The organism is Hymenobacter sublimis (assembly GCF_023101345.1).
In the GTDB taxonomy this organism is placed as follows: Bacteria; Bacteroidota; Bacteroidia; order Cytophagales; family Hymenobacteraceae; genus Hymenobacter; species Hymenobacter sublimis.
In genome coordinates this window covers 3,085,059-3,109,864 of sequence record NZ_CP095848.1, presented here as the reverse complement: position 1 = coordinate 3,109,864, position 24,806 = coordinate 3,085,059, and the positions used below count along the sequence as shown (strand labels likewise).

The 24,806-nt window shown below is 58.8% G+C and carries 19 protein-coding genes; 11 read left to right on the top strand and 8 right to left on the bottom strand.

The annotated features are described in order from the left end of the window. The first annotated feature begins 3 nt into the window (after positions 1-3). The 10 genes from cyoE (at position 4) to MWH26_RS12890 (ending at position 12,532) form a co-directional block, all read left to right on the top strand. Positions 4-855, top strand: coding sequence for a heme o synthase (gene cyoE, locus MWH26_RS12935; RefSeq protein WP_247974618.1), 852 nt, complete (start codon positions 4-6; stop codon positions 853-855). A gap of 102 nt (positions 856-957) precedes the next feature. Further along, a complete protein-coding gene (locus MWH26_RS12930) occupies positions 958-1,545 on the top strand; it encodes a cytochrome c oxidase subunit 3 (RefSeq protein ID WP_247974617.1) in 588 nt (195 codons plus the stop codon). Between the two features lie 23 nt (positions 1,546-1,568). After that, positions 1,569-2,339 carry a cytochrome c oxidase subunit 3 gene (locus MWH26_RS12925; protein WP_247974616.1) on the top strand — a complete coding sequence of 257 codons (771 nt, stop codon included), beginning with the start codon at positions 1,569-1,571 and terminating at the stop codon, positions 2,337-2,339. Positions 2,340-2,414: 75 nt separating this feature from the next. After that, on the top strand, positions 2,415-2,756 hold the full coding sequence (locus tag MWH26_RS12920; protein WP_244697028.1) for a cytochrome C oxidase subunit IV family protein: 342 nt from the start codon (positions 2,415-2,417) through the stop codon (positions 2,754-2,756). A gap of 4 nt (positions 2,757-2,760) precedes the next feature. Next, the gene (locus tag MWH26_RS12915; RefSeq protein WP_247974615.1) at positions 2,761-3,420 is read left to right on the top strand and encodes an SCO family protein; all 660 of its coding nucleotides are present in this window, start codon (positions 2,761-2,763) and stop codon (positions 3,418-3,420) included. Further along, positions 3,407-3,961 (top strand): DUF420 domain-containing protein, encoded by a 555-nt coding sequence (locus MWH26_RS12910; RefSeq protein ID WP_247974614.1) that lies wholly within the window; start codon positions 3,407-3,409, stop codon positions 3,959-3,961. Before MWH26_RS12915 ends, MWH26_RS12910 begins: the two co-directional genes overlap by 14 nt. 90 nt (positions 3,962-4,051) lie before the next feature. Beyond that, positions 4,052-4,312, top strand: coding sequence for a CAMCR motif-containing small membrane protein (locus MWH26_RS12905; RefSeq protein ID WP_188559167.1), 261 nt, complete (start codon positions 4,052-4,054; stop codon positions 4,310-4,312). Next, positions 4,305-4,700, top strand: coding sequence for a DUF983 domain-containing protein (locus tag MWH26_RS12900; protein WP_247974613.1), 396 nt, complete (start codon positions 4,305-4,307; stop codon positions 4,698-4,700). The genes MWH26_RS12905 and MWH26_RS12900 overlap by 8 nt, the downstream gene beginning before the upstream one ends. 101 nt (positions 4,701-4,801) lie before the next feature. Continuing rightward, the gene (locus tag MWH26_RS12895; RefSeq protein ID WP_247974612.1) at positions 4,802-8,542 is read left to right on the top strand and encodes a sensor histidine kinase; all 3,741 of its coding nucleotides are present in this window, start codon (positions 4,802-4,804) and stop codon (positions 8,540-8,542) included. A gap of 126 nt (positions 8,543-8,668) precedes the next feature. Next, positions 8,669-12,532 (top strand): DUF8818 domain-containing protein, encoded by a 3,864-nt coding sequence (locus tag MWH26_RS12890; RefSeq protein WP_247974611.1) that lies wholly within the window; start codon positions 8,669-8,671, stop codon positions 12,530-12,532. A gap of 94 nt (positions 12,533-12,626) precedes the next feature. Here the strand turns inward: MWH26_RS12890 and MWH26_RS12885 are convergent, their stop codons facing one another. The 7 genes from MWH26_RS12885 to MWH26_RS12855 all read right to left on the bottom strand — a co-directional run bounded on the left by MWH26_RS12885 (position 12,627) and on the right by MWH26_RS12855 (position 21,788). Then, a complete protein-coding gene (locus MWH26_RS12885; RefSeq protein WP_247974610.1) occupies positions 12,627-14,738 on the bottom strand; it encodes a beta-N-acetylhexosaminidase in 2,112 nt (703 codons plus the stop codon). Positions 14,739-14,943: 205 nt separating this feature from the next. Continuing rightward, on the bottom strand, positions 14,944-16,299 hold the full coding sequence (locus MWH26_RS12880) for a DUF58 domain-containing protein (protein ID WP_247974609.1): 1,356 nt from the start codon (positions 16,297-16,299) through the stop codon (positions 14,944-14,946). A 139-nt stretch (positions 16,300-16,438) separates the two neighbouring features. Further along, entirely contained in the window at positions 16,439-17,431 is a 993-nt protein-coding gene (locus tag MWH26_RS12875) for an AAA family ATPase (protein WP_262921953.1), read from the bottom strand. Positions 17,432-17,641: 210 nt separating this feature from the next. Then, on the bottom strand, positions 17,642-18,919 hold the full coding sequence (locus tag MWH26_RS12870; RefSeq protein WP_247974608.1) for a DUF4350 domain-containing protein: 1,278 nt from the start codon (positions 18,917-18,919) through the stop codon (positions 17,642-17,644). 14 nt (positions 18,920-18,933) lie between these two features. Continuing rightward, positions 18,934-19,743, bottom strand: coding sequence for a DUF4129 domain-containing protein (locus tag MWH26_RS12865; protein WP_247974607.1), 810 nt, complete (start codon positions 19,741-19,743; stop codon positions 18,934-18,936). Between the two features lie 16 nt (positions 19,744-19,759). Beyond that, positions 19,760-20,791 carry a hypothetical protein gene (locus MWH26_RS12860; RefSeq protein ID WP_247974606.1) on the bottom strand — a complete coding sequence of 344 codons (1,032 nt, stop codon included), beginning with the start codon at positions 20,789-20,791 and terminating at the stop codon, positions 19,760-19,762. Between the two features lie 46 nt (positions 20,792-20,837). Then, on the bottom strand, positions 20,838-21,788 hold the full coding sequence (locus tag MWH26_RS12855) for a stage II sporulation protein M (protein WP_247974605.1): 951 nt from the start codon (positions 21,786-21,788) through the stop codon (positions 20,838-20,840). A 105-nt stretch (positions 21,789-21,893) separates the two neighbouring features. On the opposite strand from MWH26_RS12855, the gene MWH26_RS12850 reads away from it, so the two are divergent. After that, positions 21,894-22,631 (top strand): RDD family protein, encoded by a 738-nt coding sequence (locus MWH26_RS12850; RefSeq protein WP_247974604.1) that lies wholly within the window; start codon positions 21,894-21,896, stop codon positions 22,629-22,631. Positions 22,632-22,715: 84 nt separating this feature from the next. Here MWH26_RS12850 and MWH26_RS12845 read toward each other — a convergent pair whose 3' ends face one another. Further along, on the bottom strand, positions 22,716-24,728 hold the full coding sequence (locus MWH26_RS12845; protein ID WP_247974603.1) for a DUF4394 domain-containing protein: 2,013 nt from the start codon (positions 24,726-24,728) through the stop codon (positions 22,716-22,718). Positions 24,729-24,806: the final 78 nt, after the last annotated feature.

Sequence of the window (24,806 nt, the reverse complement as noted above, 5' to 3'; positions counted from 1 at the left end):
TTGATGAGTAAGGCTAGGGCTTTCTTCCAGTTACTTAAATTTCGCCTGGCGCTTACGGTGGCCTTTTCCAGCGCCATTGGCTACTTGCTGGGCGCTCATGAGCTGAACTGGGGGCGGGCAGCGTTAGTGATGCTGGGCGGATTGGCAGTTACGGGCTCGGCTAACACCATTAACCAGATCTTTGAGATAGATCTGGACAAAATGATGAAGCGTACGGCTCAGCGGCCACTGCCTTTAGGGATTTTGAGTATTCGGGAGGCCTGGGTATTTGTGGCAGTTCTTGGAGTAGCGGGACTATCTTTGCTAGCCTACTTTTTCAACCCAGTAGCTGCCGCTCTCTCCCTTATATCCCTAATTCTATACGGCTTCATTTATACCCCACTGAAAACAATTTCACCTATTTGTGTAGCGGTAGGGGCTATACCAGGAGGAATGCCGCCGCTAATTGGCTGGGTGGCGGCTACGGGCTTCCTAGGGTTAGAAGGGTGGATCTTGTTCGGAATTCAGTTCATGTGGCAGTTTCCGCACTTCTGGGCCATTGCCTGGGTGCTAGACGATGACTACAAGAAGGCGGGCTTCAAAATGCTGCCTACACCCGGTAAAAAAGACCTGCGCACGGCGTTTCAAATCATGACGTACACGCTGGTACTCATTCCGCTCAGCTTGCTGCCGTTTTACTTTGGCATGACCAGTACTACGTACCCTATGGTAGCTGCTATTTGCGGAGTATTGTTCTTAATGCAGACTTTCTACCTCATGCGCACCATCAGTAAAAAGGCGGCCATGAGCATCATGTTTGGTTCCTTCCTCTACCTGCCCATTGTGCAGATAGCGTTGGTACTGGATAAGATATAATCAGGTTCAGAGTGCAAACTAAGCCGTGAGAAGCGGGACAAAGCGTCGCCAACTCATGTTTACTAGCTGACACTCTTTTGTCCTACAACTCATTTCTTCTTTATGCATTCCTCCGAAGCATTAAACACCAAGCAGCCAGCCACGGGAATTCACCCGTTGCGGTTTGTGCTGGTGCTGATGATGGTCAGCATCTTCATGATTTTCGCTGCGTATACCAGCGCTTACATCGTGCGGCGCAACGAAGGCAACTGGCTAGAATTCAATTTGCCCTTTGGCTTCCTGATTACTACCCTGATCTTGGCCGCTAGCTCCGTGACTGTACAGTGGGCGTGGTTCGCGGCTCGTAAGGATGAACTCAAGCAAGTGCGCACGGCACTTATCCTAACCACCGTACTAGGTATTGCCTTTCTAATTGGGCAGTGGGAACTGTGGGGCGTCTTGGTGGGGCAGCGCATCTTTTTTGCGGGCACTGATGCCAACCCTTCCGGCTCATTTCTGTATGTATTAACCGGCGTCCATGCATTTCACCTGGTTACGGGACTTATCTTTCTGCTGATCGTATTGCGTAAAAGCTTTAACTATCAGGTGCATTCCCGGCAGATGCTCTCCATCGGCAACGTCACGATCTACTGGCACTACCTTGGCGCGCTTTGGTTGTACCTGTATTTGTTCCTACTTTTGAACCACTAGAATTTCGTCAACCCCCGCACGCTATGTCCACCATTTCCACGACGCAGGTAATTTCTGATTCCGCCCTGGATAAGCCGCGCACCGGCACCTGGGACGGCGGGAACGAGCCTTTCAAAGCAAGCTACGGCAAGCTGATGATGTGGTTCTTCCTGTTGTCGGACGCCTTCACGTTCGCCGCCTTCCTCACCACGTATGGTCTGATTCGTCACCGCCACGGCGTGTACGAGGGTACGGCGGAAGCCTTCAAGTTCTCGTCCAACTACTGGCCCATCCCCGAGAAAGTATTTGATGCCTTCCCCGGTCTGCACGGTTACCACCTACCGCTGGGTTTCGTGGCCTTGATGACGATGATTCTCATCTTTAGCTCGGTAACGATGGTACTGGCAGTAGAAGCTGGTCACCGCTTCGACAAGAAGGACGTACAGAAATGGCTGCTGTGGACGATATTATTCGGGGCTACCTTCTTGAGCTGCCAGGCCTGGGAGTGGAGCCACTTCATCCACGGCACCCAGGAAGGCACGCTGATGAACGATGGCTCGGTATTCCACGGCGCTAACCTGGCCATGAACCAGTACGGCCCGGTCCTGTTTGCCGATCTGTTCTTCTTCATCACCGGTTTCCACGGCACGCACGTATTCTCGGGCGTTTGCCTGCTGATTTGGGCGTTTATCGCCACTACGAACGGTACGTTTGAAAAGCGCGGCCACTATGAAATGGTGGAGAAAATTGGCCTGTATTGGCACTTTGTAGATCTGGTGTGGGTGTTCGTTTTCACCTTCTTCTACCTCGTTTAATTTGATTGAGTACCGGGGCGAGCAACTGCTGAAGTTGTTCGCCCCGGTGTTTACTTCCTTAGCTACTCCATTACCATGGCTCAGCACGCAACGCACGATCCTGCTCCGACTGGCGAAATTCCTAAGCCCAATACCGCCTGGATCTGGAAAACCTTCTGGATTATTTCGGCTATTACGGCACTGGAATTTGTTATTGCCTACATCATGCCCGCCAGCACGTTCCGCAATTCCATCTTCATCATCCTGACCATTTTCAAGGCCTTCTTTATCGTGGCTGAATTCATGCACTTGAAGCATGAGACGAAGGGCCTGATTTGGACCATCTTGATTCCAATGTCTTTGCTCATCTGGCTGCTCGTGGCCTTGATTACGGAAGGCTCCTACATCGGCGAGGCAGTACAGAACCTAGTCAGCTAGCAGTATGCGGCCCCAACAAGTTTTAGTGTTGGGCCTGATTCTGCTGGTCCCGGTTCTGGCTTTCCTGTTCCTCAAAAGCTTCGGTACCAACCGTTACGCGCTGCCAACTTTCCTGCCCGACCGAGTAGACTCTACTCAGGTTGCGGGAAAGTGGCAGCGCGATACTGTTTATCACCAAATCGGTGGTTTTCGGTTAGCGTCGCAATCAGGCCGGGAAGTGACAGGGGAGGAGATGCAGCGGAAAGGCCTATACGTAGCTAATTTTTTCTTTACCACCTGCCCTGGCGCCTGTCCGCGCGTAACCAGCCAATTAGTGCGGGTGCAGGAGAAGTTTCGGCAGGAGCCCCGGGTAGCTTTGGCATCAATTACTGTAGATCCGGCCCACGATTCCGTAGCGGTGCTAGCGCGCTATGCCGAGGAGTACGGGGCCATTGCCGGCAAATGGTTTTTCCTGACTGGTGACAAAACCGTTGCTACCCGGTTAGCTACTGAGGAGTTCCGTCTTGCACCCAGCATTGACCCCGGAAGCCTGCACAGCCAGCAAGTCTTTCTGGTTGACCGCGCCGGGCACGTGCGCGGCCGCTACGACGGGACCAGCGAGCGGGACGTGAATCGCCTCATCACCGAAATTGAAGTGTTGCTTTACACCTATGACCACCAATAACACTGCCGTTAACCCCGGCAACTTCACCAAGTACAAAATAGCCGCTGGCGTCCTGGGAGCCGTGGTGCCCCTGGCCGTGGCCGTGCTTTACTTTCTGCCCGGCGTTTTTCGTATTCCCGGCGCCAATGTAAAAATGCTGCCGGCTGTTAATGCCGTGCTTAATTCCCTCACGGCGGTTTTCCTGATGCTGGGCTACTACTTCATCCGGCGCAAGAACGTAGCTAAGCACCGCGCCATGATGGGCATGGCTTTCCTGCTGGGCTCCTTGTTTCTGGTGTCTTACGTGGCGTACCACTCCCAAGGCATTGTGACGAAATACGGTGGGGTAGGCCTGATGCGCGGCGTCTACTACTTCATCCTAATAACCCACATTCTGCTGGCGGCCATTACCGTAGCGCTGGTGCTATTTACGCTGTATTTCGCCCTGACTGAGCAATTTCAGAAGCACCGCCGCATTGCCCGCTGGACTTACCCAGTGTGGCTCTACGTTTCTATTACGGGCGTAATTGTGTACTTCATGATTGCGCCTTACTACACCTAGTACTTTTCGCAAACATCTTCATGAAGGCTTCTGGTAACGAACCAGGAGCTCACCCAGACGGTTATTCTTGCAACGAAATCAGTTGATGTCATGAAAAAAGTAGTTTATAGCGGACTGGTAGCCTTGTTTTTGGGAGTGTTGTTGAGTGTACTACCCTTGAGTGTGCAAGCGCAGTGCACCATGTGCAAAACTCAGGTGGAAGCTTCGCGCCAGGAGAAGGACGGATACGACACAACCGGCCTCAACAAGGGAATTTTGTATCTGATGACGATTCCCTACGTACTGATTGGAACGGTTGGTTATTTCTGGTACCGTCACAGTCAGCAGAAGAAAAAAACGGCCCATGGCTAACTCCGATTCTACCCTGGTAAGCGTTCTGCAGCAGCGCTGTCCGCGCTGCCACCAGGGGCAACTGTTCACACACTCGGCCCTAAACCTGGCGCATTTCACCGAAATGCCGCCCGCCTGCCCAGTATGCGGACAAGCCTATGAACCGGAGCCAGGGTTTTATTGGGGAGCTATGTATATCAGCTTTGCCTTTTCCACGGCTATTATGCTGGTCGTCGGTTTTGCGGTGTACTACCTGCTCGATGACCCGGATACTTGGGTATACATTACGGCCGTGGCCATCTTCTCTTTGCTGTTCACGCCCTTGAGTTTGCGCTATTCTCGCACCCTGATGCTGTATTTGTTTGGCGGGGTGCATTATGATGCGCGCTACGCCGCTAGTCGCCGCTAAACTCGCTCCTTCTAACCAGAGCTAGGAAATGCCGCCGTGGGGCGGCATTTTTGTTTGGTATCAAGGTTGCTACTGTCCCGATTCCATCATTTCCCCTCCCGTTGAAATTTTTCCGCTTCCCTCCGGTCTGGCTGCTATCACTGGCCCTGCTTTGTTTCGGGGCTGCTTACCTGAGCAACCGCTATAGCCAGAATCCGGAGGTAGTACTGCAAGCTTCGGCTACCCGGCTGCAGGAGCTGTTGATGGAGGCCGAGCTTACGGGGGAGCGGGAATCGACGGATGTACTGCAGCGGCTGGCAACGCGCCAAGTCAGCTTTCAAAGCCTGACTAGCCACACGACCTACCCCACCTTCATTTTCCGGGGCGAGCAGATTGTCTACTGGTCTGACCATAGCGTGCGGCCCGACCCAGAACAGGCCTTGCAGCGCTACCACGAGCGCCTGCTGGAAACCCGATTTGGTAAGTTTCTGGTGCTGCGGCACACGGAAGGCGAATACGTCATCCTGACTTATATTCCGCTGGAAATCAGCTACGGCATTAGCAACCGTTACTTGCGGGAGGGCAACGGCCAAGGACTCTTCCAGGGGCAGAATGTGCGGCTGGTAGTGGAAAAGACTACCTCTAACCGTCCGCGGCTAGTTTCCAATGAAGGCAATTATCTCTTCTCAATAGAAAGCCTGCAGGCCGACCCCATTACGGGCAAGTACGTGCCGCTGCTGCTGCTGCTACTTGGGTTCGGCTTTTACGTGGCCGGCTGGAGCTACGTGGCCCGGCAGCAGTTTGCACAAGGGAAGGTGTGGGCCGGAGCACTGGCCGTGGTGGTTCCGCTGGTGTTGTTGCGCGCGGTAATGCTCTCATTGGGGCTGCCGTTTTCCTTCTTGGAAGTCCGCCTGTTTGACCCACGCGTGTACGCGGCTTCCTGGATTTCGCCTTCCCTAGGCGATTTGCTCCTGAATGCCGCATTGTTCGTGGTGTCTTCGTACTACGTGCTGCTGCTCTTCCGGCGCTACGGCGTGCTGCGCATCACTCAACGAATTCGCCGCTGGCCCCAGCGCGTGGGAGTGGGTGCGCTTACCGTGCTCGGGTTTTATGGCCTGCTGGAGCTGCTGTTCGACTTTTACACTAGCAGCTTCACTAACTCTCAACTCATCCTGGACATCACCCAGGATATTCAGGTAAGCGTCTTTAAGTCCCTGCTGCTGCTAGCCATTGTGCTGCATACTGGCAGCTATTTAGTGGGGTTTTACTTACTCTCGCAGCTGTTTACCGGCATAGTTCGGCCCTCTACCCGCACTATTGGGTTGCTGTTGCTATTTGTGACGGCAGTAATTTTCCTGTCCACGGGGCTGGGGTTGGGGCTGGTGCACTGCACTATTTTGGGCATCACCCTGCTGTTTTTCTTCGTGTTGCGCCTTACGGGGTTGAAGTCAGCGGGCGCGGTGCTGCCTTATCAGGTGTATCTGTTCATCTTCCTGATGGTAGGCGTCAGCTCGGCGGTGGGTGGCTTGGCTCTATACGAGCACTTTAACCGTCAGCTGCAGCTCAACAAGCAAAACCTAGCAAGTAATCTGCTTACTGACAATGATTTGCAGGGTGAATACCTGCTGGTTGAACGGGGCCAGGAAATGGCCCAAGACCCGGTGTTGCGCACTATGCTGGCTAGTCCGTTCATTAACCTGGACCTGATCCGCCAGAAAATTGTCAAGTACTACCTACGCGACTACTTCAATAAGTATGAGGTGCGCGTGATTCTCTTTAATCCGGCGGGGCGGGGTGTGGCCGTGGGCGGCAGTTTAGAGCAAACGCGTGAGTTCCTGCTGCAAGGTGCCACCCGCACCGACCACCCCAATATCTACCTCATCCGGGATGGGAACAATTCGTTTAGCTCCCGCCGGTACGTGGCCTTTGTGCCAGTGCCTACCCCCAACCCGGAGCTAGATGCCGGCAACAGCACGATAGTGCTGGAGCTGACCCTGAAGAAGCTGACGGCCAACAGCGTGGTGCCGGAGCTACTGGTAGATCAAAATTTCTTTCAGCCCCGCCTGGGCACGGAGCTCAGCTACGGGGGCTACCAGAAGGGCCAACTGGTTTACAGCGAAGGTGACTTTGATTACATTAACCGCTTGCCCACCAGCCTATTCCGTGACCCGCGGCTTTATACGACTGGAGTGGCGCTCGGCGGCTTCCATCACCTGGGCATTCGGGCCACGGACCGCTCCGACCGGATGGTGGTTGTTACCACGGCCACGTATTCTTTCTCCGACTGGCTGGCGAATTTTTCCGCGCTATTTCTACTGCACAGTTTCTGCTGGCTCTTGCTCATGGGGGCGTTTCTGCTGGCGCGGGGCCAGTACCGGGAACTGCTGCGCACCAACTTCAGCACCAAGATTCAACTCTTCCTGAACTTCGGCATTCTAGTGCCCCTGGTTGTGGTGAGCGTGGCTATTGCCAGCCAAGTTACCAACTCCTACAAGCACGATTTGCTGCGGAGCTACCAGCGCCGGGGGCAGGCTGTGCAGGAAAATCTGCTCAAAAACCGCAACCTACTCACGGAGTCCGGCAACCGGGCCGACCTAGTAGACCTGGCCGAAAACGTAGCCGCCCTCACCGAAACCGACCTAAACCTCTACGATGCCCGCGGCGAGCTGCTAGTGAGCAGCCAGCCCCTCATTTTCGAGGCCAGCCTGCTCAGTACCCTCATGAACCCCCAGGCGGTGGCGGCCCTCACCGAGGATGGACAACCACGCATTCTGCTCACGGAGCAAGCCGGCACGCTTTCCTTTAATGCACTGTACTTGCCGCTCCGGGCCGGAGCCGTGCAGTCGGGGCGGCCGGGCGCGGTGCTGGGCTACGTTGGAATTCCCTTCTTCGACTCCGAAAAGGACCTTGATAACAAGCTCACGGAGCTGGTATCTACCATTCTGAACATCTTCACCGTGATGTTTATCCTGTTTCTGGTGCTGGCCTTCCTGGCGTCCCGGATTCTGACGGAGCCGCTTAAGCTGATCACCGAAAAGCTGCGTCAGACCACGCTTACGGGCCAAAACGAGATGCTGGCCTATGAATCGGAGGACGAAATTGGCTTGCTGGTGCGCGAGTACAACCAGATGCTGCTGAAGCTGGAGGAAAGCAAGCAGGAGCTGGCCACCCAGGAAAAGGAAGCCGCCTGGCGCGAAATGGCCCGGCAGGTGGCCCACGAAATCAAGAACCCGCTTACGCCCATGAAGCTGAGCCTGCAGTTTCTGCAGCGCGCCATCCAGGATCAACGTCCCAACCTGGATGAGCTGATGAACAAGGTGTCGCAAACGCTTATCACCCAGATTGACGTGCTGACCGACATTGCTACCTCCTTCAGCAACTTCACTAACCTGCCCGCCATGCGCCCCGAGCGCCTGGACGTGGCGCCCATTCTGCGACGGTGCGTGGGTTTGCACCAGGGGGGCGCGGCCGGAACGGGCATTCGACTCACCTTGCCCGAGGACGCCGATACGGGTCGTTACGTGGTGTACGCCGATGAAAGTCTGCTGGTGCGTACCTTCAATAATCTTCTGATTAATGCCCTGCAAGCCATTCCGCCCGACCGGCGGCCGGAAGTGGAAGCGCAGCTACAAGCCCAGCCGAACAACCGCATCCGCATCTGCATCCAAGACAATGGCACCGGCATTCCGGCCGACGTGCAGGACAAAGTGTTTGTGCCCAACTTCACTACCAAGGAGAAAGGCTCCGGTATTGGGTTGGCCGTGGCCCGGCGTGGCATCGAGAGTGCCGGGGGCACCATCTGGTTTGAAACCAAGGAGGGCGCTGGAACACTGTTCTGCATCGAGCTGCCGCTGGCCGGGTAGGAGCCCGCACCTACGCACACCCAAAAGTCCTGAATAGTAAGCAACTGTTGAGGTAGGAATTGGCACGAATTCAGGGCCTTCCGGCGTTATGGTGGCCCCGACGTCTTGGCCTCGTATTTTTACTGAATGATCAGCAGCTCTACGCCCTCTTTTCTGCGCTTGTGTGGGCTGCTGATGGGCCTGTGGTGGTGGGGTAGTGCGGCGGCCCAGGCCCAGCAGCGCCCCGCCGCCCCGCCTACTACCCGCCGCTGCACCTGGGTACGCCTGGCCCTTAACCGGGATACCACGGAGTTCGGCTTGCGCGACTCGCTGACAATAGTGCCGACCTCGGTGAGCGTGGACGGCCGCGGCCTGGCGTATGACGCCCGCACGGACCGTTACCGATTTGTGCGGCCTAGTACGCGGTTTCCTTCTCCCGAGCCGGGCCAGCCCGATATGGTGCTGCCCGGTGGCCCCGACTCGGTGCTGGTGTGCTACCGGGTACTCCCCGTGCAACTGGCTGCGCCCCGGTCCCTGCGCCCCGCTCGCCTCATGGACAGCGTGGATTTCTGGCGGCGCCCCTCAGTAATGGGCCTAGAGGACTTTGCGGTGAAGGAGCAGATTCTGAGCACGCCCGGCATTAACAAAACGGGTAACCTGTCCCGGGGCGTCTCGTTTGGCAATGCCCAGAACGTTTTCGTTAACTCCTCACTTAACCTGCAGCTAGAAGGTCGCCTCACCGACCAGATTACGCTCACGGCGGCTATTTCCGACCAGAACGTGCCTTTCCAGCCCGAAGGCAACACCCAGCAGCTCCAGGAATTCGACCGGATTTACATCACGCTTACCCACCCGCGCTGGAACCTGACGGCCGGCGACGTGGTGCTGCGCAACAAGCCCGATTACTTCCTGCGCTTTTATAAAAACATTCAGGGAGCGGCCCTGGAAACCAACTTTGGGCGGCTGCCCACCGGTGGGTTTGGTGGCGGAAGCGGGCCGGGCGTGAGCAATCCGCAGCTGTTTCAGTACCCCAACGCCAGTGGTACCAGTACCGGCACCTTCGTGACGGTGCCGCCCACCGTACCCCCGCCTGCCGGCTCAGGCGCCACCCAGAACGGCCAGCCAACCAGCCCGGCCAGTCCTAACGGCATTACGCCCAACGGGGTAGGGCCAAACGGAGTCAGCCAAACGGTAACCAGCGCCACCAGTGCCCCCCGGCGCAACGGTTTGCTTGGCTTCAGGCCCGGCGAGGCATTTGCCACTACCTCCGTGGCGGCGGGGGTAGCCAAGGGCAAGTTTGCCAGCATTGATATTGCCCCCCTGGAAAACGTGCAGGGCCCCTACCGCCTGCGCGGGCCGAACGGGGAGCAGTTCATTATTATTCTGGCCAACTCCGAGCGGGTATACCTGGATGGCCGGCTCCTGGTGCGCGGCTTTGATTTCGACTACGTCATCGATTACAACCAGGCCGAGCTGACGTTTTCGCCTCGCCACCTGATAACCCGCAATTCCCGCATCAAGGTCGATTTCGAGTACTCCGATTTCAACTACTCCCGCTCCCTGCTCCAGGCCAGCCACTACCAGCAGCTGGGCCGCCTGCAGGTGCACGCCAACTTCTACCGCGAGTCAGATAACCCCGATAACTCGCCCAACCTCAGCCTCAAAGAGTCGGAAAAGCAGCTGCTGCGCTCCATTGGCGACAATGTCAGTCAGGCCGTGGTGCCGGGTGTGGATACCGTAGCTTACGACCGGCAGCAGGTGCAATACCGCCAGGAAACCCAGCTCGACCCCACTACCCAGCAGCCAGTGACGGTGTTCGTGTATCCGCCCCAGGATACTACCCGGGCCGTGTACAACGTGCGTTTCACCAACGTGGGGGCGGGCCAGGGCAGCTACAACCTGGGTACTAGCGCCGAAGAGGCCCGCGCCAATGGCCGCGTGTACCAGTTCGTGGGCCAGGGGCGCGGCTCCTACGAGCCCATTCGGGTACTGCCCACGCCCTTGCAAAAGCAGCTGATGACGGTGGGCACCAGCTACCAGCTTGATTCCACGGCCACGGTGTTCGTGGATTTGGCCGCTTCCGACCTGGATTTAAACCGCTTTTCGCCGGAGTCGGCGAAGGGGCGAGCTATGCGGGTGGGCTACGTGGTGCAGGACCGGCCCGTGCGCCTACCCGGCTTGCAGGGCTACAAGCTGCGCAGTGCCCTTGACTACGAGTACACCAGCCGTCGTTTTGCCCCCATCGACCGGTACCGCGACATTGAGTTTGACCGTAACTGGAGCACTTCTAACACCCTCGTTACCAACAATCAGCAGCCCCGCGAGGACAATATTCTCAACGCCTCGGTGGGGGTAGTAAAAGACGCTAACAATGCCCTAGGCTACCGCCTGAGCCGACGCTACCGGGCCGGGGAAGTTAGCGGAGTGCAGCACTGGGTAGATGTGGCCCGGCAGGTGGGCCCGGTGCAGGTGCGCGGCAACTTGTTTCTGCTCAACTCCGAGGCCGGCAGCCGCACTTCGCGCTGGGCGCGGGGTGAAGGCACGGCCCGCTACGTGGGCGGCCCCGTGGTGCCCGGCTACGCCTACCGCTTCGATAAAAACCGCGTTGCCAAGTCTAGTGGTGACTCGCTGACTTCGGCCAATTACTTCGACGAGCACGCTCTGTTCCTGCAAAGCCGCGACTCGGCCCGTACCCGCTTCCGCCTCGACTACAGCTACCGCCGCGACCAGACCCCAAACCCCGAGCAAACCCGGCTGCAGGAGCGGGGCCGGGCCCAAACCTGGCAGGGCACACTCGTCTCGCGCCTGAGTGCCACCCAGGACCTGGCTATACTGGCTACCTACCGCGACCTGGCGGCCCGCGACTCGGCTCGGCAGCGCACCGTGCTGGGCAAGCTCGACTGGAACGCTAGCTTTTTTCAGCAACTGCTTCGTTCCGAACTGAGCTACGCCGTGGCCACGGGCCGGGAGCTGAAGCGCGACTACACGTTTCTGGCCGTGCCCAACGGCCAGGGCACGCACTACTACGGCGGCGACGTGGCGACCAGTAACCGCCCAACCAACAACCGCCAGGACAAGGACGAATTCTTTGAGGCCCAGACCCCCGACGCCCAGTACCGCACCCATATCAAGGTGTTTCTACCTACCGACGACTATATTCCGGCCTTCACCAACCGCTTTAGCTACCGCCTCACCACTACTGCCCCGCGCGGGTGGCGGGAGCTGCCGGGTTTGCGCGGCTTCGTGGGGCGGTTTTCGGCCCTGAGTACCATCACCCTGGACCGCCGCACCACCGAAAATACCCTGTCGTCGCGCCTGAACCCGTTTGCCTTCCAAACCGCCGATTCCCTGCTACTGAGTTTGAACAAGCTGCTGCGTAACACGCTTTATTTCAACCGGTCCAATCCTATTTTTGGGGCCGAGCTGACGGTGCAGCAAACCCAGCAGAAGGTGCTGCTGACCCAGGGCTCCGATACGCGCAACCTCGCCAACCAAAGCCTGCTGCTCCGCCGGACCTTAGCACAGTCGTTCACGGGGCGCTTTACGGCTGCACGCAGCATCCGCGAAAACCTATCGAACTACCTGGAAGCCCGTAACTTCCGGGTGCTGCAGTACGAGCTGGCGCCCGAAATCAGCTACCAGCCCACCAACGTGCTGCGCCTGACGGGCACCTACCTGCGCACCACCAAGCAAAACACCAACGGCCCCGACGAAGACGCAGCCGGTACGTTTGATGAGTTGGGAGTAGAAACCCGCGTCAGCCAGGTGGGCAAGCGCACCCTGTCGGCTACTACCCGCTACGTGCGCGTAGCCTTCGAAGGTGACCAGGCTTCCCTGGTCGGGCTGGAAATTCTGAACGCCCTGCGCCCCGGCAGCAACTTTACCTGGAACCTGAACCTGGAGCAGCGCCTCAGCAACGGCCTCAACGTAACCCTAGCCTACGACGGCCGCAAAGCCAACGGCCTGAACGCCGTGCACACCGGCCGCATGCAGGTATCGGTGCTGTTTTAAAGGTCAACTAGTGAGATGGTGAACTGGTGAGTTGGCTGTTCAACCCGCGCAGGTAGCGCTTATTGAACAGCCAACTCACCAGTTCACCATCTCACTACTTCGCCTCCACCAGCCGCCGGATGGCGGGAACTACGGCCAGCTCCGTTTGGCCGGCGGGGGCTTTGGCGGCATCGAGTTGCTTGAGGGCATTGGCTTGCCAGGCGGGGGTAGGGGCTTGGCCCTTTTCCAGCATCTTGAGGCGTTCCAGGCCCAAGGTGGCAATGGTTTTCAGGCGGACAGAATGCGGCGCGTACTCCTGCAGGCTGGGGTTTTGCTTCAGCAGGGGCTGCAGTAGCGCATCGTTGGCCTGCCAGTACTCCAGCTCGTTGCTGAGGTAGGCGACTAGGGCCTTGCCGGGTTGACCCCGGAACCGGTCGGAGCTACCGGCGGCAGTGCGTCCGTAGGCCAGCAGGCCATCCACGGCCACGCCAAACTGCCGGGCCTCTTCTGATTCAGCCGGGGCGGCGTCCACCAGGCGGTTCAGTGGGGTTTGAGTCGTGTATTTGAAGCCCTGAAAGTGGCGCTTGTACTCCTTTACCGGCTCCAGCACGTGGGCCAGGGTGCGCAGGGGCGCCACGGCCGTCTGCCGGCCACCGGCCTGGGTCAGGAGCTGCTCCGGGGCCCGGCGGTGCTGCAGGCCTAGGCTTTCCAACTGCTGGCTTACCAGCCCGAGGCGGCGGTACATATCCGGCACGTCGCGGACGGTAGCGGCGCTCCAGAGTCGCTCGGCTACGGCCGCGGCCCGGGGCCAGATGCGCGAATCTACGATGATGGAGTCGGCAAACTCGCTCCACATGGTGGCCTCGCCGCCCAGTACTAGCTTTTGCTGTTCGGGCGTTAGGGGAGCATCCTGGGGAAGCGGGTCGGGGGCGTAGTGCGAGGCTGCCGTCAGAAATAGGTCGATGTAGTAACCGTTGGAAAGCAGGGTAGGATGGCCGCTTTTCGCCGCCTCATACAGGCCTTTTTTGCCGCGCCAGCTCTGTATTACCGCTTCCGGAGCCAGGCCCGGACCCAGAATTTCGTCCCAGCCCACCATGGTTTTCTGGTAGCGGGTCAGCATCTGCAGCACCCGGCGGTTGTAGTAGGTTTGCAGGGCGTGCTTGTCGGGCTGGCCTTTGGCGTCCACCATGCCTTGCTGCTTCATGAAGGCCACGATGCGCGGATTTCGCTTCCACTGCCGCCCATCGTTTTCATCGCCCCCAATGTGAAAGTAGGGGGCCGGAAACAGCCGAGTCATTTCGCTTAGCAAGGAATCGATGAGGGTATAGGTAGTTTCCTTGGTGGGGTCCATGGCAATGTTGAGCACGCCCCATTTGCGCGCTACGCCATAGATGGAATCGTTGGAGGCCAGGCGGGGGTAGGCCGCCAGCCAGGCCGTGGCGTGACCGGGCATGTCGAACTCCGGAATTACTCGAATGCCGCGCCGGGCCGCGTAGCGGATGATGTCGCGCACCTGGCTTTGCGTGTAAAACTGTCCTTCGCCGCCCACCGTGTGCAGGCGCGGCAGCAATTTGCTTTCCACCCGGAAGCCCTGGTCGTCGGAGAGGTGCCAGTGCATGACGTTAAACTTGGTAGCCCACATGCCGTTGAGGTTACGCTTTATCACGGAAACGGGCATAAAGTGGCGGGCCGGGTCCATCAGCAGCCCCCGCCACGGAAAGCGCGGGGCATCCAGCACATCTACCTCCGGCAGCCACACCGCCTTCTTTTCGGTAGTTGCTAGCTGCCGCAGCGTTGCCAGTCCGCGCAAAATACCCAGGTGGGTAGGCGCATTCAGGGCCACGCCCATGGGCGTCACGCGCAGGGTATACGACTCATCCTCGCCCAGTTTCAGCAAATCAGCGGGACGACCATACTGCAGTACTAAGCTGGCTGTAGGCAAGGGCGAAGTCTGACGGCGCGACGCGGCCAGCCCACTACGGCCGGGCAGTAGCACCGGCAGTACTAGTTGTTCCACGGCTTCGGCTACGGCAGAGTCGGCGGCCTGGGCCGCTGGCGTTTGGGCGGGCGTAAACACCTGCCACGACAAATCTGGCTTGATGGTAAAGCGGCTCGCGCCCCAGGTCGCCTGGGTTGGCACCGGCAGCAACGTGCGGGTATCGGGCGTTTGGGCGGCAAGCGGGTAAGTCAGAAGTAGCAGGAGGTAGAGCAGGAAAGGACGCATCATCGGGAAAGCAAAGGGCAGGAGGGTAGAGCCCGAAGGTAGCAAGCCCCGGGCCAGAAGTAGCAGTGAACAGAACGAGGTACTATCTGAAAAGGCCGTCATCCAGCATAAAGCAAAGGACCTTCCTACGCGTCAATAAGTTGGGCTGACGTGAGAATGCACTTCGCGCCACGCAGGATGACGGCCTCTTTCATGACCAGAATAGCCGCTAAATCAGTCCGCGGGCCTTGAATTCTAGGTACTTGTTGATGGTGTTTACCGTCAAATTCTGGGGGGCGGTGAGCAGGGCGTGGATACCGTAGCGGTTCAGCTCCCGCACAATCTGGCGTTTTTCCTGGGCAAATTTCTCAGCTACCGTCTGGTTGTAAACGTCCTGGGTAGTGCTGGTGGGGCCGTCGAGGTAGGCGCGCAACTCAGTATTTTCGAAGAACACCACCAGCAGCAGGTGCTCTTTGGCGAGGCGGCGCAGGTAAGGCAACTGGCGCTGCATGCCGTAGAGCGTCTCGAAATTGGTAAACAGAATCAGCAGGCTGCGCTGCTTAATCTGGGTCCGGACCGACACATAGAGCCGCTCGTAGTCGGTTTCGAGGTACTTGGTTTTCTGGCGGTAGAGCACTTCCAGTAGCTTGCGCAAGTGGCCGCTACGGCGCTCGGCCGGTACCAGGGTGCCGGGCTGGTTGGAGAACGTCAGCAGCCCGGCCTTGTCGTGCTTGAGTAGGGCAATGTTGCTGACGACCAAGGTGGCGTTGATGGCGTAGTCGAGCAAACTCAGCCCCTCGAAGGGCATGCGCATCACCCGGCCCTTGTCAATGAGGCAGTACACCTGCTGGGCCCGTTCGTCCTGGTAGTGGTTGACGACGAGGGCATCGGCCGCGTGCGGGGTAGTGGCACGGCGGGCGGTGGCTTTCCAGTTAATGGCCCGCGGGTCGTCGCCGGGCACGTAGGGCCGCACCTGCTCAAACTCCATGCTGTGGCCCACCCGCCGGATGCGCTTCACGCCGGCCTCCGTGAGGCGGTTATGAATGGCCAGCAGTTCATACTGGCGCATCTGCAGAAACGAAGGATACACGGGCACCACCCGGCTTTCGTCAAACCGAAACCGCCGCCGCGCCAAACCCAGCGGGGAAGCCACGTACACGTTCAAGGCGCCAAACTCGTACTCGCCACGCTTGGTAGGCCGCAGCTGATAGCGGATGATACTCGTCTCGGCGGGCCGAATGCTGGCCCGAAACAGCACGTCGCGGCGCTGAAATTGGTGCGGAATCTCATCAATGATGTGCGTGCTAATCGGAAAGCGGTAGCGGTTCTCGATGTAGAGGGCCACGTCATTGTCGGAACCATTGGCCAGCTTGTCGCCCAGCACCCGCCGCCCGAACACGCCCCCACCGCCGGCCGCCGTTGTACCGTAAAGCAGCACGAGGTCTAACAAGATGAAGGTCGCCAGCAACCCCGCAGCCAGCTGCAAGGGCACTAGCCATCCAGGCACGAAAAACGCCACCACTAGCCCGGTAATCAGAGCTAGCAGGAGCAGGAAAAAGCGGCGAGTGAGAAATAAGGACTTCAAAAGGAAGGAAATAAGGTATTGTCCTGCTGAACTAGTCGGAGCATCTCTACCGCCTCGTCGCCTTACTTGAGTTAGCCAGCGGTAGAGATGCTTAGACCAGTTCAGGATAACATGCTGTCTGCTTGCTGCCTATTCGCATTTACCTCGGAACCTCGATTTGCTGCAGAATCTGCTTGACAATGTCGTCGGGAGTGCCGCCTTCCATTTCGCGCTCCGGCGTGAGTTGGATGCGGTGGCGCAGCACCATAGGAGCCAGGTACTGTACGTCTTCGGGCGTCACGAAGTCGCGGCCCCGCAGGGCAGCCAGGGCTTTGGCGCCGTTGAGCAAAGCCAGGGAAGCCCGGGGCGAGGCGCCCAAGTAGAGACCCTTGTGGGCGCGCGTCTGGCCTACGAGGCGGGCAATGTATTCGAGCAGCTTGGGCTCCACGTGCTGGCGGCGCACCTGCTCACGCAGCTGCTGCAGGTCCTCGGCTGATACTACGGCTTGCACGGCCTCCAGGGGCGTACCGCCGAAACCTGCGTGATGGCCCTGCAAAATGGCTACTTCTTCTTCCACCGTGGGGTAGCCTACGCTCAGCTTGAACAGGAACCGGTCGAGCTGGGCTTCGGGCAAGCGGTAGGTGCCTTCTTGCTCAATCGGGTTCTGGGTGGCCAGCACCACAAAGGGCGCGGGCATGGGGTAGCGGGTGCCATCTTGGGTTACCTGCCGCTCCTCCATCACCTCAAATAGCGCCGACTGGGTTTTGGCCGGGGCGCGGTTAATCTCATCAATCAGGACGATGCTGGCGAAAATGGGGCCGGGCCGAAACTCAAACTCCGACTTGTTAGGCCGGAATACGGAGGTGCCTAGCACGTCGGAAGGCATCAGGTCGGGGGTGAACTGCAGGCGGCTGAAGGGTACGCTCAGGGTGTGGGCCAGCAGTTTGGCAGTAAGCGTTTTGGCTACCCCTGGCACGCCCTCCAACAGCACGTGGCCATCGGCTAGGAGGGCCGTGAGCAACAGTTCCGCCAGGTCCTGCTGTCCCACAATCACCTTGCTCAGCTCCCGCCGGATAGCCTCGGCATGACGGCTCAATTGGCTGAAGTCGGTGCGCGGGGCTTGGGTTTCGGCAGCAGAGGGTACCGCACTCATGGCAGTAACGGGTGGTAATGAACTAGGAGGTGTAGCGAAAGAATCCGGAGTATTTTCCATCTTACAGAAGTTAAAATCAGTAAACAGAATAGAACATAATTCAATTAGGTGAGCTATATGTATAGCGAAATACTTGTGCTAGTGTTAAGAGAGCAGTTATAAGAATAGTTATAAATAATTTAAGTGCAATTTTATGTGATAGTGCAAAAATTACGCAGCCTCATTACGAAACTGGTTAATGGCGCGGTTTAGCTCCAGCAATTCCACGTCCGAAACCTGCCGGGCGGTTCGTATCAAATTAATGCGGCGCACTAAGGCATCCACAGTTGCGCGAGGCAGCCCCGACTTTTGTGCCACCCGCTCCCGAGTAGCTTCGTCGGCCAAGTCCAGGGTAGGCTCGTGGTAGCGGGTGCGCAGATATTCCAAGAACAGCCCAATTTTCTTTTCCGCAATTAGGGCGTGGTTGGAGCCCTGCCGGTACAGGCCCGCCACCGTGCGCGTAAACAGTAGGGTAGTATTTGGGAGTGGCTGGAGTATGGGGATAATACGCTGACGTCGGCGGGCCTCAAACACCACAAAAAGCACGGCTCCCAGCAGCCCAAGCCACAGGGCCCAACGTAGCGCCTCGTGCTGCTTTATAACGCGCAGCAAAGACTGCTCGCCCAAAGGTCCTTGTTTCTGATACTCATCCCAAAAAACCGGCCGTGCCGCTGGCAACCCCGACAGCGCCGCAAAGGCGTAACCGGCCGTAGCGGGCCGCAGCAGCAACAGATTGCTGAAGGCAGCGGGGGTAGTACTCAGCAGCAGGCCTCCCCGGCCGATGGGCGCCCACACCAGTACCGGCCGCCGGCGCTCGTCATGGGCCAGTACCGTGGCGCGGGACCCCTTGCGGGCCCGGAAATAGGCGGGCACTTCGCTTTGCGGAAACCGGTAGCGGCGGGCCGCACCACGCGGCGGGTTCACGAGCGTGAGCGTGGTTGTAGCGCGGCTCAGGCCGTGGTTACCCTGGGCCCGACTCAGCAGCAGACTATCTAAATCCAGCACCGGCTCAATATCCAGGCGCAAGGTGTCCAGCAGCTGACTGGTCATGCGCTCAGCGGCAACAAAGGCTTGGTTGCCGCGGCTCAGGTACCGCAGCAGCGCATCCCGATCAAGACGGGAGCACACAAACTGGTCGTTGACAAAAAGGTAGGTAGCCGCTTCGCGGCGCAGGACGGGGCCGTGGACCGTCAGGGCGGAGTCACGGTCTGCATCCACGCCGAGGGTAGGCAGGAGCTGATTGGCAATGGGCAGGCGAACAGCGGTAATTGGCTGACCCGGAAAAAGGGTAGGCAACTGGTCGTAGAGCACGTAGGTGCCGTAGGGAATTTTGTCGCGGTTGATAAAGGTAGGCGACCAGTCCGTGGGTTGGGGGCGGAAGTACTCCACGGCAATGAAGGCCCCAAACAGCAGCCCCAGGCCCAGCAGAAAAGCACGAAAACGGGTCATGTCAGGCAACTAACTCAAGCCGCAGCGCGGGTAAGGTGGCGAATAAATTCCTGCCGGGCCTCGCGCAGGGCGGGGTAGGCCGGGGCAGTAAGCAGCGTCTCCCCGTACCACACGTACTCAAACTGGCGGGTTAGCTCCTGAAATGCAGCAAACCAAGGCGTACCACGCAGCTCGCGCAGGTAGTCGTGGTTGGTTTTGTCGGGCTGCCACCGGATCAGGCCCCGCTCGGTGAGGTGGCGCAGGCTGAGCAAATAGCCCAGCCGGACCGCCAGCCGGTAGTTGCCAGTGGCTTCAGCTTCTGCCAGCGCGTCTTCAAAATCAACGCCGTGAATCTGCTCCCCGGCCGTATCGTAGGGCAGAGGCACCGTCTGGCCCGGGCGATGAAACAAACCCGTCAAATCCAGGCGCAGAAGCCGCACTACTACGTACAGGAACGCCGCGCCAAAAAGCGCATATACCACGTAGCGGCCCCGATGCTCGTAGCCCGGCCCCGAAAACAGGCCCAGGAACCACTGGATCAGCCGCCACCAAAACCGCGACCAAAGGCTGCTGCCGCTGCCCGGCTCCGGCGTCTCGGGTTCAACGTATTGAAATTCGCGCTGCCCGCGCAACTGCCGCAGCCGAGCGGTTTGGGGCGCGCGCATGGTTCCGGCCGGCCGGGTGTCGGCGGGTAGGCTTATAAAGGTGGAGCGGGCTGGCGCCGCTGCCAGCGTATCGGCCGGGGGAGGAGTCAGCACGGGTTTGGGCGGCTGGCTGGCGCGAGCCGAGCCTACCGCACCGGCCAGCAACAGCCCAGTCAGGAGCGCCGGGCAGCTTCGTCCCAAGGCTGAAAAAAGCCGGTTAGTATTCACCTTCGTCGTCGGGGCGCAGGGCCTGCGGGGCAGCCGTTGGGGCGGTTTGGCCAATAGAATCAACCAGCAGCCGGGTGCCCTCGCCGTCCCGGCGCTCAACCAGGTTGAAGTACTGGAAGCTGATGGCAATCATAATCAGGGGGTAAAAGACCAGCGAAATCAGGGTCTGGATGGCGGAATAGACTATAAACAGTACCCGCACCAGGGGCGAAAGATCAGTGGAGCGCCCGCTCATTAAGTCGGTAAACGGCAGGCCTGCCGTGGACAGGACCACCAGTACCAGCACCATAATCAGCCATAGCATCAGAAACATAACCATGATTAGGCCGAAGGTAGACCACCACTTACCCCAAACCAGCTGAAAGCAGCGCCGAATAGAGCCAAAAAAGCCACGTTCTTCGCGCAGCCACACCACAAAGTACAAGCTCAGCGCCACCATGGCGTAAATCATGAACAGGTAAATTGCCAGCACTGCCACAATGCCCACCCAGGCCCCAGCTACGGCTGCTAGCGCAACGGAAAATAAGCCGATGAGCAGGCCTACTGCCATCATGCCCACGATAAAGAGCACGCCCAAGCCAATAAATGACCCAACCATGCCCAGGAAGCGGCTTTTTACCAGGGCCCACACCTCGGCGGGCGTCACTGGGGCATCAGAGTCGGTTTTGCTGGCGCGCAGCACCACGTAGCCGTATACCACTAGGTGCAAAATCACAAAGAGCAGCAGGCCGCCCAGCATGGTTATCCAGAGGCTAGGCGAAGTGAAAATGGGCGGCAGAATGTCGCGGGGTAGTCCCAGCCGAGCCTGGCGGGTCATGTCGCCGAAAGTGGACAGCATCTGCCCTTGTAGCAGCCCTACCCCGATGCCGGTAACCAGGGCCAGGGGAAGTACCAGCGTAGCCAGCACCCGCCCCAGCGGAGTAGCATGCACGCGGATGAAATCAAAGGTAGCTTCAATCTTCTGGCTGAAATCCCGCTCGCGCAGAAAATCAGTGGGTTTGGTAAACGCGAGGTGGCGCATGAACAGGGTAGAATTGGTACCGGTAAGCAAGCAGAAAAATGAAAAATCAGGCGGCTGGACGCTGGCGGTGCAGCCACCACGGATACACCACAAAGTAGCCCAGAATGAAGGCCCCCGATACGCCAATAATGCTTAGGCTGGCGTACAGCGGCATTTCGGTGTGGCGCGTCACGAAGCCTTCGAGAAAGCCCGCTACCACAAAAATTGGGACCAGGCTCAGCACGAGCTTCATACCGTCGCGGGCCCCGCGGCGCAGGGAGTCGCGGCGGGAATAGGTGCCAGGAAACAGCAGGCTCTGGGCCATCACGGCGCCCGCCCCGCCCGCCAACACAATGGCCGATATTTCCAGAGTGCCGTGAATCCAGATGGTCAGCACCGAGGGCAGCAGCACCCCTTTCTGGTAGAAGAAGTACTGGAAGGAACCCAGCATCACCCCGTTCTTGAACAGCATAACCAGTGTGAGCAGGCCGGCAGTAATGCCGCCAGCAAAGGCGTAGAGAGCTACCTTCACGTTGTTGAGCGTGATTTGCAGAAACATCACCGTTTCCTCCTCGCCCTTGTAAATAGCCATGGGGTCGCCCTTGTCAATGTTGGCGAGGGTCTGGTTCACGTAGTTGTCGCCGAGCACCACGCGCACGAATGTTTCGTCGCGAGCCGCCGACAAAGCCCCTATGAAGGTCGCCAGCACGAAGAAGGCCAGCGTACCCAGCAACACCCGGTGGTGGCGGATCAGCACCTGGGGTAGCTCGTGGCGCCAGAAGTGGCCCAGGCGGTTCGTCTCCTGCTTTTTGTTTTTATAGAGGGCCTGGTGTAGCTTGCCCGTTAAGCCATTCAGGTAACTGGTCGTGGCCGAGTCCGGATAAAAGGTGCGGGCATACGACAAGTCGTCGGTTAGCTCCACGTAGCGCCGGGCCAACTCATCGGGGCCGGTAGGCGGCGTGGCCTCGTACTGTTGCCACCGAGCTTGGTTCAGGCGTAAGAATACCGTTTCGCGCATAACTAACATACTGCCTCAGCGGCATCTATAAGCACTGGCCCGCGGGGCGCGCCGGGCTAAATATACAGGATTCAGGCGGCCCTTGGCAGGGCATTTTCTTACTTTATGAGCACCATCCGCATCCACACTACCCAAAACGTTGTCCTGGAATACGAAGCAGCCAGCGTGGGCGACCGGGTAGTAGCCCAACTGCTAGACCTGCTGGTGATGGGCCTCTGGGCGCTGGTAATTGGGTTTTTGATTGAGCAGCTCACCAACTCTTCCAATGAGCAGCGGATTATTTCTTATGTGCTCGTCTCGGCGCCCTTGCTGGTGTATCATCCCATCTGCGAGGCGTTTTTCAATGGGCAGAGCCTGGGCAAGCACCTGCGCCACCTCAAAGTAGCCCGCCTCGATGGCACCCGTCCTGGCCTCGGCGACTACCTGCTGCGCTGGCTAATTGGGCTGGTGGAAATTGGGCTGACCGTAGGTTCGCTGGCGCTGGTAGCAACCCTGCTTAACGGCCGGGGCCAGCGCCTGGGGGATATGGCCGCCGGCACTACCGTGGTGAGCCTGCGCCCGCGCACGCCCGATGTGCAGGCCATTACGGCCGGAACTCAGGTACCGCTCGGGTACCAGCCGGTGTTCCAGCAGGCCGCTTTGCTCTCTGACCAGGATGTGAACTTGGTACGGCAGCTCCTGCACCAAGCTGCCCGGCGCGACGATTTTCTGCTGCTCAACGAAGTAGCCGGCAAGGTAAAAGGCGTTACCGGCATCCAAACCGACCTGCACGACGAGCCCTTTCTGCGCACCATCCTGCGCGACCATGCCTACTTCGCCTCCCGCGACAGCGCCCACGGCTAAGTAAAGCGGTATTCTACAGAATACTGCATAAAAAAAGAGCCGCGCTACCTCAGGTAGCGCGGCTCTTTCTGTAACAGGCTCAGCTTATTGAACAACTACACGCTGGGTGCCGGCCGTTTGACCGTCTACAGTCAGGCGCAGGAAGTACACGCCGGCACGGTGACTGGCGGGCTGCCAGTTCAGAGTGTGGGCACCGGCATTCAGGGTTCCAGCGGCTTTGCGCTCCACCGTCCGGCCCAGCGCATCAACGAGGGTCAGTTCTGCCTGGCCAGCGCGGGGCAGGCGGAAGCTTAGCTGCGAAGTAGCGCTAACCGGGTTTGGGTACAGCGAGAAGCCAGTGGCCACCTGGGGCTGGCGGTTGCCCGTCGTGACGCCGGCAGCGCCCGCAATGGCCAGGTCCCGGACCGTAATACCATTACCAATCAGCATAGGAGCCGTAGCGGCACCCGAGGTCAGGTTCAGGGAGTACAGGCTGGAGTTAGCGGAGGTGCCCGAAGAAGCTACTAGGTAGGCCGTGTTGGTATTCTCAGCGGTGCTGAAAATGTCCATGTCCACGTTAGCACCGGCAGTTACCGTAACGCCCGAACCGCCTATGGTATTCAGGGTGCCGTTATTCGGTGGGTCCTGACGTACGAGTATGTTTAGGGCCTCGTCGTAACCGAAAAGAGTAGTGGTCCGGGGAGCCGTAGCAGTACCAACTCCACCCGGGTAGCTATTGGTGTAGGCCACTGAACCGATGGCCGGGGTAGCAGCGGCGTTTGCGTCACCGGTGGCGTAAGTGAGCTGACCATCCACAGTGGGCGCGGCCGAGGCATCATTCGGGTTGATGCGGAAGTTGGCGCGGTTTACACCTTCCACCCGAATCCGGTCGACGGTGGGGTTGAAGTCAAAGGCAATGCTACCGGTGCCGAGGGGCAAGGCCAGGGCGCTACCCAGAACGGTGGCTACCCCCGTGGCGGCATTGATGGTATAGAGCTGCCCGGTTTGGGCGGTGGCGTCATAACCCAGGGCGTACAGGGCATTGTTCAGGGGGCGCACATCCATGCCCACAATCGTCTGGGTAGTTGCTACCCCCGTAATGGCCACCGAAGTCCGGATGGTGCCGGGCATAGCGGTATCAAAGGTGACCAGGTTGTTGTTGCTGGTCAGAGCATAGGCCAACTGGCCCGTTACAGCCGGCAGGGTAGCCGGGCGGCTGATCTGGAAGGCAATATCCGTTACAGCTACCAGGGGAGCGGCACCGATGGTGCCCACTGAGGTAGCAGCGCCCGTGGTCAGGTTTACGGTGTACAGTGTAGTTGAGGTGGCTGTGGCGCTGGCTGTGGCTACGGTCATGTAGGCCGTGTTGGTGCCGGTAGTCGGATTGAAGTAAATATCTAAGTCCGAGTTCTGACCAGCGCCGTTGAGCGTTACGCCCAGTGGAGCAGTACCCACCGTGTTCAGGATACCATCATTGGGCGGAACCTGAGTTACGAGGCGGCTGTTCGTTTCGTCGAGGTTGTAGAGGGTAGTGCCAGTAGCGCCAATGTAGCTGTTCGTGTAGGCGGAAGAGCCGATACCCGGCGTTTGGGCGGCATTGGCATCACCCGTGGCGTACGTCAGTTGCCCATCCGTGGCCGCTAGAGCGCCGTTGTTGGGGTTAAGGCGGAAGTTGGTGCGGGCGCCTGAGGTTACCCGAATGCGGTCAACCGTGGGGTTGAAGTCAAAGCCAATCCGATTTAATTCCGTACCCAAATTCAGGGTCAGGGCCGAGCCCACGGTGGTTGCTACGCCGGTGGTGCGGTTGATGGTATACAGCTGGGCCTGCGTGCCAGTAGCGGCGTAGCCTAGGGCAAATAGCTCACCAGTGTTCGGCCGGAAATCGATGCCTACTACCGTTTGTCCCGCGGTAATGCCGGTGATGGGCACAGTAGCAGTGAGGGTGCCGGGAGTAGCCGCATCAAAAGAAACCAAGCTAGTTGCTGCCGGAGCGGTAGCAACGGATAAGCCATACACAGTTTGAGCCTGCGCCGTGCCTACGGTAGCAGTTAGGGCCATAGCGCCCAACAGGAAGCCGCCCCGACGGGCCACCTTCCGGCGAGTAGAATGTGTAAACATGAAATAAGTAGAAGTGGTGAATGGATGAGCGCGTAAGGTGGAAAGCCTATATAGGCACGTCTAGATACGGGGTAAAAC